Genomic DNA, 12755 nt, shown 5'->3' with positions numbered 1-12755 from the left:
GGGATCTTATCGAGGCAATGTGTCGCGTTGATGACAATCAAACCATGTTGCTGTCAGGCCAAGCCGCGTTCAGACGAGGTGCTTGGCGACGGGGAGCGCGATGTCGATGCGGGTGCCGGGCGCATCGCCGCCGTCTGCTGCGCTGCTGATCGAGATTTCTCCACCCATGTTCCAGACCCGCTCGCGCATGCCGACCAGGCCCAGCGACTGGGCCTTGTCCATGTCTTCGGCGCGGATGCCGCGGCCGTCGTCGCGGATGCTCACCATCAGGTCGTGGTCGGTGCGGAACAGGTTGAGCACCACATTGGCGGCCTGCGCATGGCGCGCCACGTTGGTCAGCGCTTCCTGCACGATGCGGAAGATGGCGGTGCTGGCGGCATCGTCCAGGCGCAGCTCGGATTCGTCGGCCAGCAAGGTGCAGGCGATGCCGTGGCGCTCGACGAAGTCGTCGCGCAGGCCCTGCAGCGCGAAGTACAGGCCGCCCTCGTCGAGGGCGCGCGGGCGCAGGTTGGCGGCGATGCGGCGCAGCGAGGTGATGGCGGTCAGCAGGTTGGCTTCCATGCCCTGGATCAGGCGTGCGCTGGGGGCCGGCAGCGGATCGGTGCGCCCCAGCAGGGTCAGGTCCATGCGCAGCGAGGCGAGCAGCTGGCCGAGATCGTCGTGCAGCTCGCGCGCGATGTGGGTGCGTTCTTCCTCGCGGATGGTCTGCAGGGCGGACGAGAGCTGGCGCAGCTGGTCGTGCGAACGCGCCAGGGTCTGCTGCACCAGGTGGCGTTCGGAAACGTCGCGCAGGATTACGGTATAGATCTCGCGTCCGTCGTGCTGGACCGACGAGATCGAACCTTCGATCGGGAACAGGTGGCCGTTGGCGCGGATGCCGGTGACGGCGTAGTCGGTGGCGCGCCGGCCCGCGCGGCCGCTGCCGGCCGCGAAGTAGTCGAGCGGCGTGCGCGCGGCCGCGCTGGGCGGCTGGATGTAGCGGGCGAGCGGGGCGCCCTGCATGGCCGCCACGCTGGTGGCGAACATGGCGGCGGCGGCGGGGTTGGCCATCAGGACCGCGCTGTTTTCGTCGATCGAGAGGATGGCGTCGCTGGCGCTGTGCACGATGCGGCGGCCGTCCAGGTCGCGCACGGTCTTGCGCTTGTCACGAGCACTGAGGCGGGCGCGGCGCAGCGCGGCGGCCAGGTGGCCCGCGCAGTAGCCGCCGAGGAAGCCGGCCATCAGCATCGCCGGGCGCCTGGGGCGGCGGCGGTAGCGGCGCAGGGAGGTGATGCGGGGTGTTGCCATGCGAAGCCTGGGACGTGGGTGGGCTTCTACAGTACGCTGGAGTGGGGGGAGGGGTGTTGAGGGGGGCTAAATGGGGGGGGGCGGGGATGCGTTAGGGGTATGCGGTGAACTTGGGTCCCGGCCTGCGCCGGGACGACGGTCTTAAGGTGGCGGCACCAAGATACAGTACCTTCAAGCCCGCGCCCTTGGCACGTCGTCCCGGCGAAGGCCGGGATCCAAGTTTGCATGAACAGCGTTATCGCATCAGATCACATCTGCTTGAACAAATGCAGGAAGCTGCGGCTCACCTCCAGCTTCTCCGGCCGCCCCTTGATCTGAACCAGGTGCCGCCCGCGGATATCCCGCGTCACACCCTCGATCGCATTCACATTGACCAAGGTCGCGCGGTGAATCTGCCAGAACAGCGACGGATCCAGTTCATCCGCCAAATCGCGCACCGGCTTGCGGATCAGCGCCTCGAAGCTGGCCGTCTGCACGCAGGTGTACTTCTCGTCCGAGCGGAAGAACAGGATGTCTTCGACCGGGATCATGCGCAGGTCCTGGCCGATGCTGGCCTGGATCCACTGCAGGTGCTTGGGCTTGGGCGCCGCGATCTTTTCCGCCAGCTGCGACAGCATCGCCGTCACGCTCTGGTTGACGTTTTCCTCCGGGCGCTCCAGACGCTGCTTGAGGCGGTCGACCGTGATCTTCAGGCGCTCGGGCTCGGTCGGCTTGAGCACGTAGTCGATCGCGCCGCGCTCGAAGGCTTCCACCGCGTACTGGTCGTAGGCCGTGACGAACACGATCTGGCTGCGGTCGCCGATGTCGCGCGCCGCTTCCATACCGGTCTTGCCCGGCATGCGGATGTCCAGGAAGGTCAGGTCCGGCTTGAGCTGGTCCACCAGTTCCACCGCTTCCTCGCCGTTCTTCGCTTCGCCCAGGATATCCAGTTCCGGCCACACCTCGGACAGGCGCATGCGCAGCTGGTCGCGCATCAGTCTTTCGTCATCGGCAATGATTGCAGTAGGCATGATCTTCTCGTTGCTGGAAAGGGGTAACAATTATTCAACGAAACGGGGCGGCAGGCAAGTAGCCTTTTTCCGCCCTTATTTGGATAACTGATAGGGCACGGTGATGGTGGCGATCACGCCGCTCGGGCTGTTGGCGCCGATGTGCAGGCTGGCGGCGTCGCCGTGCAGCAGCTTGAGGCGTTCGCGGATGGTCTGCAGCCCCAGGCCTGTGCCGTCGCTCGGCACCACGCCGAAGCCCACGCCGTCGTCGGTGACGGTCACGCGCAGCTTGCTGTCGACCACATCGGCCACGATCTTGAGCGTGCCGCCTTCGGGCTTGCATTCCAGGCCGTGCTTGATCGCGTTCTCGACCATCGACTGCAGCATCATCGGCGGGAAGGCGGCGCTGCGCAGGCCTTCGGGAATTTGCAGGTCGACCGTGAGGCGTTCTTCCATGCGCATCTTGAGCAGGTTCAGGTAGGCCTTGACCATATCGACCTCGCGCCCCAGGCCGGTGACCACGGCGTTGTCGCGCATCTGCGGCAGCACGGCGCGCAGGTACTGGATCAGGCTGCGCTGCATGGCCGAGGCGCGCGGCGGGTCGACCGTGATCAGGTGCTCGACCGAGGCCAGGGTGTTGAACAGGAAGTGGGGCTCCACCTGGGCCTGCATCATCTGCATCTTGGTCTCGGACAGCTGGCGCTGCATCGCTTCGCGCTCGGCGGCGGCATTGGCCACCTGCAGCTCGGCGTCGGCGCGCTTCTTGCCGCCGACCAGGGCCTTGGTGCCGAACAGGGCCAGCACCAGCAGCAGCACGAAGTTCATGAACCAGGTCGAGGCCTGCTTGTGATAGCGCGACACCTTCTGCTCGGCCGCGTCTTCCACCGCCGCCTCGATGGCATTCGACAATTCCTCGCCGATCTGGGGCGGCAGCTCGATGTGGACCGAATCGCCGTTCGGGTGCACGCCCGGCTGGCTCGGGGTGGACGGCGTGGCCGGGGTGGACGGGGCAGACGGGGCGGCCGGCGCCTCGGGTGCGGCAGGCGGAACAGGCGGCTCGGGCGTGGCGCCCGGACGGTTCTTGCGCGGGTTGAAATGGATGCCGCTTTCGTCGATCAGGATGCTGGCGTCGCTGCGGCGCGCGGCGTCGCGCTCGGCGCGGGCGATCTCTTCCTCGGCCGGGCCGTTGAACAGCTCTTCCTGCAGGATGGCGCCGGCGGTCAGGGTCAGGATTGCGAACAGGAAGAATTTCCACCACGACAGTTGCGTCACCCAGGTCGCCACGGCGTCGAAGGCGCGGTAGAGCCAGGACAGGACGCTGGAAAAATACTGCTGGGTTGTGCTGCGTGCTTGCATGTCGTTGTCGTTTTCTCTCAGTGGTGCGCGAGTGTAACCTGCGCGCACCCGCGGAGCCGGGAAACAGGGGTGCGAGGATTTCCCGGCCAATCCGACTGTTGGGATGTTGCAACTTTACCCGTAGGCCGCCGCGCTTGCCAGTCCCCTGCGACAGTCTGCAGGAATCGGGGAACAGGCTGCCGCATTTGCCCATCGCCCTGTACCACTGAGCTAGCGCAAATTCTGTCGATTAGAAACATTGCAAGGTATGAGGATTCTCCGCCTGGCCACCAGCCATGCCGGCCGGGTCCTCAATCCGATAATGAAAGGGTTTGCCGATGCCTGCAGCTCCTGGAAAATACCGCCTCGTTACCCGCAGCGATTTCGACGGTTTGGTGTGCGCGGTGCTCCTCAGGCACCTCGATCTGATCGACGACATCCTGTTTGTCCACCCCAAGGACATGCAGGACGGCAAGATCGCCATCAGCGCGCACGACATCACGACCAACCTGCCTTACGTCCCGGCCGCTCACTTGTCCTTCGACCATCACATATCGGAAACTCTGCGCAATACCGGGCGGCGCGAGAACCACATCATCCACCCGGACGCGCCCTCGGCGGCGCGCGTGGTGTACGACCATTACGGCGGCGCCGCGACCTTCCCGGCGGCCTGGAACGACATGCTGGCGGCGGTCGACAAGGGCGACTCGGCGCGCTTCTCGCAGGCGGAAGTGCTGGATCCGATGGGCTGGAACCTGCTCAACTTCCTGATGGACGCGCGCACGGGGCTGGGGCGTTTCCACGAATTCCGGATTTCGAACTACCAGCTGATGATGGCGCTGATCGATCACTGCGCCACGCACACGATCCACGAGATCATGGCGCTGCCGGACGTGCAGGAGCGGACCGCGCTGTATTTCGAGCATCACGCGCTGTGCAAGGAACAGATCCGCCGCTGCGCGCGCGTGCACGGCAACCTGGTGGTGCTGGACCTGCGCGAGGAGCCGGTGATTTATGCGGGGAACCGGTTCATCATTTATGCGCTGTTCCCGCAGACGAATATCTCGATCCACGTGCTGTGGGGGCTGAAACAGCAGAATACGGTGTTCGCGACGGGGAAGTCGATTCTGAACCGGACGTCGCGGACCAATATCGGGGCGCTGATGCTGGAGTATGGCGGGGGCGGGCATGAGAATGCGGGGACGTGCCAGGTGTCGAATGACATGGCGGAGGACGTGCTGGAGGCCTTGGTGAATCGGATTACGAGTGAAGGGTGAGCAGTTATCGGCATCCAACTGCGTTAGCCTCAAAACCGTCATTCCCGCCACTGGCGGCAATAACTCCCGGCGAAGGCCGGGATCCAAGTTTGTTCGCAGGCCGGTTACGCTAACCGTTGGTGGTACGCGTAAAACTTAGGTTCCGGCCAAGGGGGACGCCGAGTCCCGGAACGACGGATTGAGGGACGTGGCCACAATGGCGTCGTTGCAACGCGGGCTACTGCGCCCGCTGCTCCTGCACCCCCTGCGCCAGCATCCTTTGCGCCGCGTCCGCCGCCAGCGGCTCGCTGAACCACGCCCCCTGCAGCTGATCGCACCCATGCAGGCGCAGGAACTCCACCTGCGCCTCGGTCTCCACCGCCTCGCCCACCACCGACATCTCCAGGTTGTGCCCGATATCGATCAGGGTCTTGGCCAGTGAAGGCCCGGTCCCGGCCCCGTCGCCGGCGATCCCGTGCACCGCCGCCTTCGACAGCTTCACCTGCCGCACCGACAGCTGCTGCAGGAAGGAGATATCCGAAATCCCGCGCCCGAATTCGTCCACCGACAGCACCACGCCCACCTCGCGCAGCTGGTTCGCCAGGTCGCGCCCGATGCCCGGGCTGCGGATCAGGTCGGCCTCGGGAATCTCGATCTCCAGGCTCCCCGGCGGCAGGCCATGCTGCTCCATGCGCGCCGCCAGGCCCGGAATGAAGCCGGGCCGGCTGTATTCGCGGTGCGAGACGTTGACCGCCACCGGCAGCCCCGTATAGCCGGCGTCGCGCAGCTGGCGCAGGAAGTTGCAGGCCTGGTCCAGCACCCAGTTGCCGATCTCGACGATCCGCCCGCTTTCCTCGGCCTCGGCCAGGAAGGCGGCCGGCAGCATCACGCCGTGCTCGGGATGGCGCCAGCGCAGCAGGGCCTCGAAGCCGCGCACCTTGCCGGTCTTGGCGTCCATGCGCGGCTGGAACAGCAGGAACAGCTCGTCGCGCGCCAGCACGTCGCGCATGCTGTCGGCCAGGGCGGCCCGCGCCTGGCTGGCCGTGCGCATCTCGGCGGAGTAGAAGTGCACGCCGCCGCCGTTGTTCTTGGCGCGGTACATCGCCATGTCGGCCGCCCGCACCAGTTCGGCCGGCGTGTGGCCGTCGCCGGGGAAGGCCGCCACGCCCAGGCTGGCCCCGACCGGGATCTCGTTGCCGCCGAAGGCGACCGGCATCACCAGCGCGCGCCGCACCCGCTCCACCATGCGCAGGGTGAAGCGCAGCGAGGGCTGGTCCACCAGCACCAGCACGAATTCGTCGCCCGACATGCGCGCCACCGTGTCGCTGTCGCGCACCGCCGACTGCAGGCGCCGCGCCACCACCTTCAGCACCACGTCGCCGGCCGCATGGCCGAAGGTGTCGTTGATGGTCTTGAAGTTGTCCAGGTCCACCAGCACCGCCGCCACCATGGTCTGGTGGCGCTGGGCCAAGTGCAGGGCGTGGCCCAGGCGGTCCCACATCAGGTTGCGGTTGGCCAGGCCGGTCAGGCCGTCGTGGTTGACCTCGTGCTCGAGGTGGGCGGTGCGCTGCTTGACCGCGGTGACGTCGTTGATGATGCCGATGAAATGGGTCACCTGGCCGTGCTCGTCGTGCACCGGCGTGATGCTCAGGTCGTTCCAGAACAGCTCGCCGCTCTTGCGCTGGTTGCGCAACACCACCTTGATGGGGCGCAGTTCGCGCAGCGCCAGGCGCACCTGGGCCCGTTCGTCCGGGTCCATGCCGGGCGCGGCCATGAAGCGCGAGTCGCGCCCGACCACCTCCTCGCTGCTGTAGCCGGTGATGCGCTCGAAGGCGGGATTGACGTATTCGATCGGGTGGTGGCCGTTGCGGCAGCCGGTGATCACGATGCCGTTGCTGGCCGCATGCAGGGCGCGCTCGTAAAGGCGCATCTGGCGTTCCCGGTTGCGGCGCGCCGAGATGTCGATGCCCATGCCGAACAGGTAGGTGCCGCCGTTGCAGGAAATCGGCGCGCCGCCCAGCAGCATGGGCGTCTCGCGGCCGCTGCGCGAGACGTAGTCGGCCTCCATCGAGACCTCGGCGCCTTCCTTGAACACGCGCCGGATGTTGTCGAGCGCCTGCGGGCGGTCGCGGAAGTCGAACAGGTCGAGGGCGTGGGTGGCGGCGACTTCGTCCGGCATCATTTCGGACAGGCGCTCGAGGTTATGGTTCCACAGGACGAAGCGGCCGTCGCGGTTGATGACGTAGAAGATGCCGGGCAGCAGATCGACCACATGCGACAGCGGCGTGCGGCCGACCCGTTCGCTTTCGGATTCGTTGAGGCCGTGGGGGAAGGAAACGGTGACCACCCAGGCGCGCGGCGCGCCGTCGCCGTCGTGCTGGGCGACCAGGGTCAGGAGCGCTTCTTCCTCGCGCATGCCGGCCATGTGGAGCGAGACCAGGCCGCTGCCGGCTTCGGCCAGCTCGAGCCAGCCGGGTCCGCCGGCCAGCAGGCCGTCCAGCGCCTGGCCGACAGCCTGGGCCGTCGGGAGTCCGAACAGCGCCTCGCATGCGGGATTCCAGGTGGTGATCCGGCCCGTCTCGTCCGTCAGAAAGCTTAGCTTCTCGGATTCGTCCGTCGTAGGCATGTCCTACCTCGCACTGAGGGCTCGCTGAAGGTCAGCTTACACCGGTTTCGGCGCGCGTGGCGCGAACAACCGTAGCGATGCGCGGAAGATACGGAAAGATGCGGAAACGGGGAAAAGAGGGGCAGCCCGGCGCGCGCGCGCCGGGCGAAAGGGGGGGAGGCCGGCTTAAGCTTAGTGGAAGATACCGACGGCCAGCTCGGCCCACACGACGAGCAGGGCGCCCAGCAGCACCAGGCCGAGCAGCTTGCGCTCGCGCGTGCCGCGCACCATGCGCGACAGCAGGACCCAGGCCGTGCCCGTGCCGCCCAGCAGGAAGGCGGCCACGGCGAAGTCGAAGCCGGTCCAGTTGACTTCGCGGGTGAACTGCATGGCGACCAGCGGCACCAGCAGGAGGCAGGCGGTCGCGAGGACGACGCGCAGCAGGTCGGTCGAGACGGGGCGCAGCGGGGCGTTGCCGATGGCGGGGGACATGGTCGATCTCCGTGTGGGTGTGAATGATGTTCAAATAGTATCGCAGCTTGCGGCGCTTGTGCCAGTTCCGGCTGACGATTCTCAGCGGCAATAAAAAAGCCACGACGCATCGTGGCTTTCCCGGAGCGCGGTGGCCTTACGCCGCTGCGTTTTCCTGCTTCGGCGGCAGGGCGATCTCGTTGTTCACGCTGAACTGGTAGTCCTTGAACACGTGCTCGGCCGACAGGATCTGGTAATTGCCGTCCGCCAGCAGGTGGGTGGTGTCCTTCAGGCGGTAGGTGTAGTGGCCGCAGGTCCAGCAATTGAAATTACGCATGTGGGTGCACAGGCAGGTCTTGTCCATGACCACGATGTTCTTGCTGTCCGGGCTGGCCTGCACCTCGCGGTTGTACGAGTTGATGTAGGCGCAGTTGCCGGTGGCGTCCAGCAGGTAGCCGTAGGATTCGCAGCCCGGGCGGATGCCGGAGCCGATCGCCGGGGTGTTCCTCAGCATGCGCATCGGGTAGCCGGTCGGCGACAGGCCGTTGACTTCGATGTCGTCCTCGCCGGCGCGGAAGTATTCCTGCTTGACGTTGTCCGGCAGGCCGCATTCGTGGGTGACGGTGAAGCGGGTCGCCACCTGCACGCCGCCGGCGCCTTTTTCCAGGAAGCCCGCCGCATCGGTGCCGGTAAACACGCCGCCGGCCGCGATGAGGGGGATGTCCAGCTGCTCGGCGCGCATGAAGGCATGGATCTCGTCCATGATGGTGTGCAGGTCGTACTGCTTCCAGTCGTCGATGCCGAAGCCCAGGTGGCCGCCGGCCAGCGGGCCTTCGACGATGATGTAGTCGGGCAGGCGGTCCAGGCGCGAGACCTTGCGCAGGAACAGCTGCAGCGCGCGCACCGAGGACACGATGATGCCCAGCTTGGCGTCGCGGAAGCGCGGGTGATCCTTGATCAGCTCGAAGGAACCCAGGTGCAGGCCGGCCGACATGGTGATGCCGTCGATGCCCGCATCCAGCGCCGAGGCCAGGCGCACGCGCAGGGTTTCCTTGGGCGCGTTCATGGTCAGCTTTTCCATGCAGTTCACGAAGACCAGGCCATCGCCTTTCTTCGCTTCCATGGTCGCGCCCACGTGCAGGCGGGTCGCTTCGGCCAGGCGGTCGAGGTCGAACTGGACCACCGCCTTGTTCATGTTGTTGATGTTGAACTTGTAGAGCTTCGTCTTGTCCTTGACGAAGGTGGTGTCGAACTTGCGGTCCGAAACGTCTTGCACCATGGCATCGGAAATATGGCCGATACCGCCCAGGCGCGCGGCTTCCAGCGCCAGTTCGGACGTCGAGATGTCCACACCCATTCCGCCGATCATGATGGGCACATATTCCTTGTTGCCCAGTTTTAAGCGGAAATCATCAACACGTTTCATTGCTATCCTTAGACTACGACTCTTCGAGTACGACGGGCAGGCGCAGAAAAACACCGTGAGCGCACGGCCTTCATTCTACCCCAAGCGGGTCTGTGCCCCCTGTGACGGATTGTCCCAGGCGGGCGCTGCGGGCCGGTACGCCGGCCCGGGCGCGGTGCTTAATCGCGGAAATTGTTGAACGCCAGCGGCAGTTCCTGGACATCCTTGCGCAGCAGGGCCATGGCGGCCTGCAGGTCGTCGCGCTTGGCGCCGGTGATGCGCACCGATTCGCCCTGGATGCTGGCCTGGACCTTCATCTTGCTTTCCTTGATCACCTTGGTGATCTTCTTGGCGTCTTCGGTCTCGATGCCGTTGCGCACCTTGATGACCTGCTTGACCTTGTCGCCGCCGATCTTCTCGACCTTGCCTTCGTCGAGGAAGCGGACGTCGACCTTGCGCTTCGACATCTTGTTGATGAGGACGTCCTTGACCTGGCCGAGCTGGAAGTCGGCGTCGGCGAACAGGGTCAGTTCGCGTTCCTTCTGTTCGACCTTGGCCGAGCTGCCCTTGAAGTCGAAGCGGGTGGTGATTTCCTTGTTCGACTGTTCGACGGCGTTCTTCACTTCGACCATGTCTGCTTCGCAGACGACATCAAACGATGGCATGGTTCTTCCTTTTTCCTGATGTTGCTATTAGATGAATCCCTCTATTTTAACGGACAACCGTCCGAACCGGCGACCTGTTTTGCCAGACCGGCAAGGCTGGAGGCGTCCTTGATACCGCCTTGGCTCTATAATGGGGCGAAAAACCTGTCTACGCCATGCATCCACACCTGTTCCTCGTCCACGACCAGCCGCTCGATTCCTTCAACACCTTCCGCATTCCGGCCAGGGCCCGGCACTACCTGCGCGTGACCGGCGCGGAGCAGCTGGACCAGCTGCGCGCCGACCCCGAACTGGGCGCGCTGCCGCGCCTGGTGCTCGGGGGCGGCAGCAACCTGCTGTTCACCCGCGACTTCGACGGCGTGGTGCTGCACATGTCCGGCCTGGGGCGCGAGATCCTCGGCGAACAGGACGGGCGGGTGCTGGTGCGGGCCCAGGCGGGCGAGAACTGGCACGCCTTCGTCCAGTACACGCTGGAGCAGGGGCTGGGCGGCCTGGAAAACCTGTCGCTGATCCCCGGCACGGTGGGCGCCGCGCCGATCCAGAACGTGGGGGCGTATGGCACGGAAACCAAGGATGTCTTCCATAGTCTGACGGCATACGACATGGACAGCGGCGAAGTGCGTGTGCTGGATGCGCAGGACTGCCGCTTCGCCTACCGGGACAGCATCTTCAAGCACGAGGACGGACGCGCGCTGGTGGTGCTGGACGTGACCTTCGCGCTGCCCAAGGACTGGGCGCCGAACCTGCGCTATGCGGAACTGGCCAACGCCGCACGCGACGCCGGACTGGAATCGCCGACGCCGCGCCAGGTGGGCGCCCTGGTCGAAGCGATCCGGCGCCGCAAGCTGCCGGACCCGGCCGAGATCGGCAATGCGGGGAGTTTCTTCAAGAACCCGGTGGTCTCCGCCGAGCACTGCGCGCGCCTGCTGGCGCAGTTCCCGAACCTGGTCCACCATGCGCAGCCCGACGGCACGGAAAAGCTGGCGGCGGGCTGGCTGATCGACCAGTGCGGCTGGAAGGGCCGCAGCATGGGCGCGGCGGGCGTGTATCCGAAGCAGGCGCTGGTGCTGGTGAACCTGGGCGGGGCGCGCGGCGAAGACGTGGTGCGCCTGGCGCGGGCGATCCAGGCGGATGTCGAGGCGCGCTACGGCGTGGCGCTGGAGCCGGAGCCGGTATTCATTTAGCGGAGGTGGGCATGATCAAGGCAGTCGTGACCGGCCACACCCGTGGCCTTGGCGCCGCGGTGGCGGCGGAGCTGGTGGTGCGCGGCATCCCGGTGCTGGGCGTGGCGCGCGGACATGCCGAGATTGGCGAGGGCATGGAGCAGGCGGTGGTCGACCTGTCCGATTCGGCGGCGCTGGCGGGCTGGATCGGCGGGCATGCGCTGCGCAGTTTCCTGGCGGGCTGCGATGTGGCGCTGCTGGTGAACAATGCGGGCGTGGTGACGCCGGTGGGGCCGCTGGGGGAGCAGGATCCGCTGGCGGCGCTGCGCGCGGCCACCCTGAATGTGGGCGCGCCGCTGGCGCTGTCGGCTGCCTTCGTGCAGGCGGCGCCGCAGGCTGAAAGGCGCATCCTGCATATCTCGAGCGGGGCGGGGCGCAGCGCGTATCCGGGGTGGAGCGTGTATTGCGCCACCAAGGCGGCGCTGGACCAGCATGCGCGGGCGGTGGCGCTGGACGCGGATGCGCGCGTAAAGGCGTGCAGCCTGGCGCCGGGAGTGATCGATACGGATATGCAGGCGGAAATCAGGGCCACGCCGGATGAGCGCTTTCCGCTCAGACAGCGGTTCGTGGACATGAAGGACAGCGGGGTGCTGGCGCAGCCGACGGTGTGTGCGGTGAGCCTGGTGGATTATTTGCTGGATGCGGAGTTTGGCGGGAAGCCGGTGGATGATTTGCGCGGCTAGGTGAGGGTGGGGTAGAGGTCGCGCCAGCTGGGGTTGTTGGATTGGATGAGGTTGATTTTCCAGTCGCGGTTCCAGTGCTTGAGTTTTTTTTTCACGGGTGATGGCTTCGATGATGTCGCAGTGGATTTCGTACCAGACCAGGCGGTGAGTCTTGTGCTGTTTGGTGAAACCGTCGACGAAGCCTTCGCGGTGCTGCCAGACGCGCTTGATCAGGTCGGATGTGACGCCGATGTAGAGCGTGCCGTAGGGGCGGCTGGCCATGATGTAGACGTATGAGCTCTTGTCCATGGCGGACATTGTGCGTTGTCGCCCGAGGGGGAGGGTGGGGTAACGCAAACTAACTTGGGTTCCCGCCTTCGCGGGAACGACGGTTTGGCGGGTGGAGGTCAGAGAAAGCGGACGGAGCTGCTAGCTCCAAAACCGTCGTTCCCGCGAAGGCGGGAACCTAAGTTTGCTCGATCAGCCGTGCAGTTTCGATCGGCGCCAACCCATGCATCCCCCTGGCCCGACTGCACTTCTCATCCCCAATCTGAACTTCCCTGCACGGACTCGGCCTGCATGCATACACCCCGCACGCCATCACCCCGGCATCCCCCTTCCCAAGCGCCGCGCAATACGGCGCCGCCGCATTGGTCCCCTTCATGCACGACAAATGCGGCGTCACCTGTTCCGTCCACCCCTCGGGTAGCCCGCACTCCTGCGCCTCGGCCCAGTAGAACGAAACACGAAACGACTTGCAGCAGGCGCCGCAGTCGAGGCAGGGATTGTCCGCGTCAGCATTCATGGAAAACGATTCTACCGCGCGAACAGGACGAAAAAAAGCCGCCCGCAGGCGG

11 protein-coding genes and 1 pseudogene are annotated in these 12755 nt (G+C 65.8%); 3 read left to right on the top strand and 9 right to left on the bottom strand.

What is annotated here, in order from left to right:
• Positions 1–69: 69 nt before the first annotated feature.
• The 3 genes from J8847_RS20090 to J8847_RS20080 form a co-directional block, all read right to left on the bottom strand.
• On the bottom strand, positions 70–1287 hold the full coding sequence (locus J8847_RS20090) for a sensor histidine kinase (RefSeq protein ID WP_211526482.1): 1218 nt from the start codon (positions 1285–1287) through the stop codon (positions 70–72).
• Between the two features lie 248 nt (positions 1288–1535).
• Entirely contained in the window at positions 1536–2297 is a 762-nt protein-coding gene (locus tag J8847_RS20085) for a LytTR family DNA-binding domain-containing protein (RefSeq protein ID WP_211526481.1), read from the bottom strand.
• A 75-nt stretch (positions 2298–2372) separates the two neighbouring features.
• Complete coding sequence (locus J8847_RS20080; protein WP_211526480.1) at positions 2373–3632, bottom strand: sensor histidine kinase; 1260 nt, start codon at positions 3630–3632, stop codon at positions 2373–2375.
• A 317-nt stretch (positions 3633–3949) separates the two neighbouring features.
• Between J8847_RS20080 and J8847_RS20075 the strand changes: the two genes are divergently transcribed.
• The gene (locus J8847_RS20075; RefSeq protein WP_211526479.1) at positions 3950–4888 is read left to right on the top strand and encodes an exopolyphosphatase; all 939 of its coding nucleotides are present in this window, start codon (positions 3950–3952) and stop codon (positions 4886–4888) included.
• A 217-nt stretch (positions 4889–5105) separates the two neighbouring features.
• Here J8847_RS20075 and J8847_RS20070 read toward each other — a convergent pair whose 3' ends face one another.
• The 4 genes from J8847_RS20070 to J8847_RS20055 all read right to left on the bottom strand — a co-directional run bounded on the left by J8847_RS20070 (position 5106) and on the right by J8847_RS20055 (position 10013).
• Positions 5106–7493 carry an EAL domain-containing protein gene (locus tag J8847_RS20070; RefSeq protein ID WP_211526478.1) on the bottom strand — a complete coding sequence of 796 codons (2388 nt, stop codon included), beginning with the start codon at positions 7491–7493 and terminating at the stop codon, positions 5106–5108.
• Positions 7494–7664: 171 nt separating this feature from the next.
• The gene (locus J8847_RS20065; RefSeq protein ID WP_211526477.1) at positions 7665–7964 is read right to left on the bottom strand and encodes a hypothetical protein; all 300 of its coding nucleotides are present in this window, start codon (positions 7962–7964) and stop codon (positions 7665–7667) included.
• 136 nt (positions 7965–8100) lie between these two features.
• Positions 8101–9369 (bottom strand): nitronate monooxygenase, encoded by a 1269-nt coding sequence (locus J8847_RS20060; RefSeq protein ID WP_211526476.1) that lies wholly within the window; start codon positions 9367–9369, stop codon positions 8101–8103.
• A gap of 158 nt (positions 9370–9527) precedes the next feature.
• Positions 9528–10013 carry a YajQ family cyclic di-GMP-binding protein gene (locus tag J8847_RS20055; RefSeq protein ID WP_211522231.1) on the bottom strand — a complete coding sequence of 162 codons (486 nt, stop codon included), beginning with the start codon at positions 10011–10013 and terminating at the stop codon, positions 9528–9530.
• A gap of 155 nt (positions 10014–10168) precedes the next feature.
• Here J8847_RS20055 and murB point away from each other — a divergent pair, with 155 nt between their 5' ends.
• Together murB and J8847_RS20045 are read left to right on the top strand one after the other, a co-directional pair.
• Positions 10169–11197, top strand: coding sequence for a UDP-N-acetylmuramate dehydrogenase (murB, locus tag J8847_RS20050; RefSeq protein ID WP_211526475.1), 1029 nt, complete (start codon positions 10169–10171; stop codon positions 11195–11197).
• Between the two features lie 11 nt (positions 11198–11208).
• Entirely contained in the window at positions 11209–11919 is a 711-nt protein-coding gene (locus tag J8847_RS20045; protein WP_211526474.1) for an SDR family oxidoreductase, read from the top strand.
• A gap of 135 nt (positions 11920–12054) precedes the next feature.
• Here the strand turns inward: J8847_RS20045 and J8847_RS24265 are convergent.
• Together J8847_RS24265 and J8847_RS20035 are read right to left on the bottom strand one after the other, a co-directional pair.
• Positions 12055–12180, bottom strand: a pseudogene (locus tag J8847_RS24265) (GIY-YIG nuclease family protein); the annotation flags it as partial.
• A 184-nt stretch (positions 12181–12364) separates the two neighbouring features.
• Positions 12365–12755, bottom strand: a 391-nt coding sequence (locus tag J8847_RS20035) for a YkgJ family cysteine cluster protein (protein WP_307727527.1), incomplete at its 5' end; no start/stop codon positions are given.

It is taken from the genome of Massilia sp. AB1, assembly GCF_018119385.1.
Lineage (GTDB): Bacteria > Pseudomonadota > Gammaproteobacteria > Burkholderiales > Burkholderiaceae_D > Telluria.
This window is presented reverse-complemented; position numbering and strand designations above follow the sequence as displayed.

What these genes read in the sequence shown, in the direction of transcription:
- J8847_RS20090 (WP_211526482.1), bottom strand. Translation starts at nt 1,287, where the DNA reads ATGGCAACACCCCGCATCACCTCCCTGCGCCGCTACCGCCGCCGCCCC.
- J8847_RS20085 (WP_211526481.1), bottom strand. Translation starts at nt 2,297, where the DNA reads ATGCCTACTGCAATCATTGCCGATGACGAAAGACTGATGCGCGACCAG.
- J8847_RS20080 (WP_211526480.1), bottom strand. Translation starts at nt 3,632, where the DNA reads ATGCAAGCACGCAGCACAACCCAGCAGTATTTTTCCAGCGTCCTGTCC.
- J8847_RS20075 (WP_211526479.1), top strand. Translation starts at nt 3,950, where the DNA reads ATGCCTGCAGCTCCTGGAAAATACCGCCTCGTTACCCGCAGCGATTTC.
- J8847_RS20070 (WP_211526478.1), bottom strand. Translation starts at nt 7,493, where the DNA reads ATGCCTACGACGGACGAATCCGAGAAGCTAAGCTTTCTGACGGACGAG.
- J8847_RS20065 (WP_211526477.1), bottom strand. Translation starts at nt 7,964, where the DNA reads ATGTCCCCCGCCATCGGCAACGCCCCGCTGCGCCCCGTCTCGACCGAC.
- J8847_RS20060 (WP_211526476.1), bottom strand. Translation starts at nt 9,369, where the DNA reads ATGAAACGTGTTGATGATTTCCGCTTAAAACTGGGCAACAAGGAATAT.
- J8847_RS20055 (WP_211522231.1), bottom strand. Translation starts at nt 10,013, where the DNA reads ATGCCATCGTTTGATGTCGTCTGCGAAGCAGACATGGTCGAAGTGAAG.
- murB (WP_211526475.1), top strand. Translation starts at nt 10,169, where the DNA reads ATGCATCCACACCTGTTCCTCGTCCACGACCAGCCGCTCGATTCCTTC.
- J8847_RS20045 (WP_211526474.1), top strand. Translation starts at nt 11,209, where the DNA reads ATGATCAAGGCAGTCGTGACCGGCCACACCCGTGGCCTTGGCGCCGCG.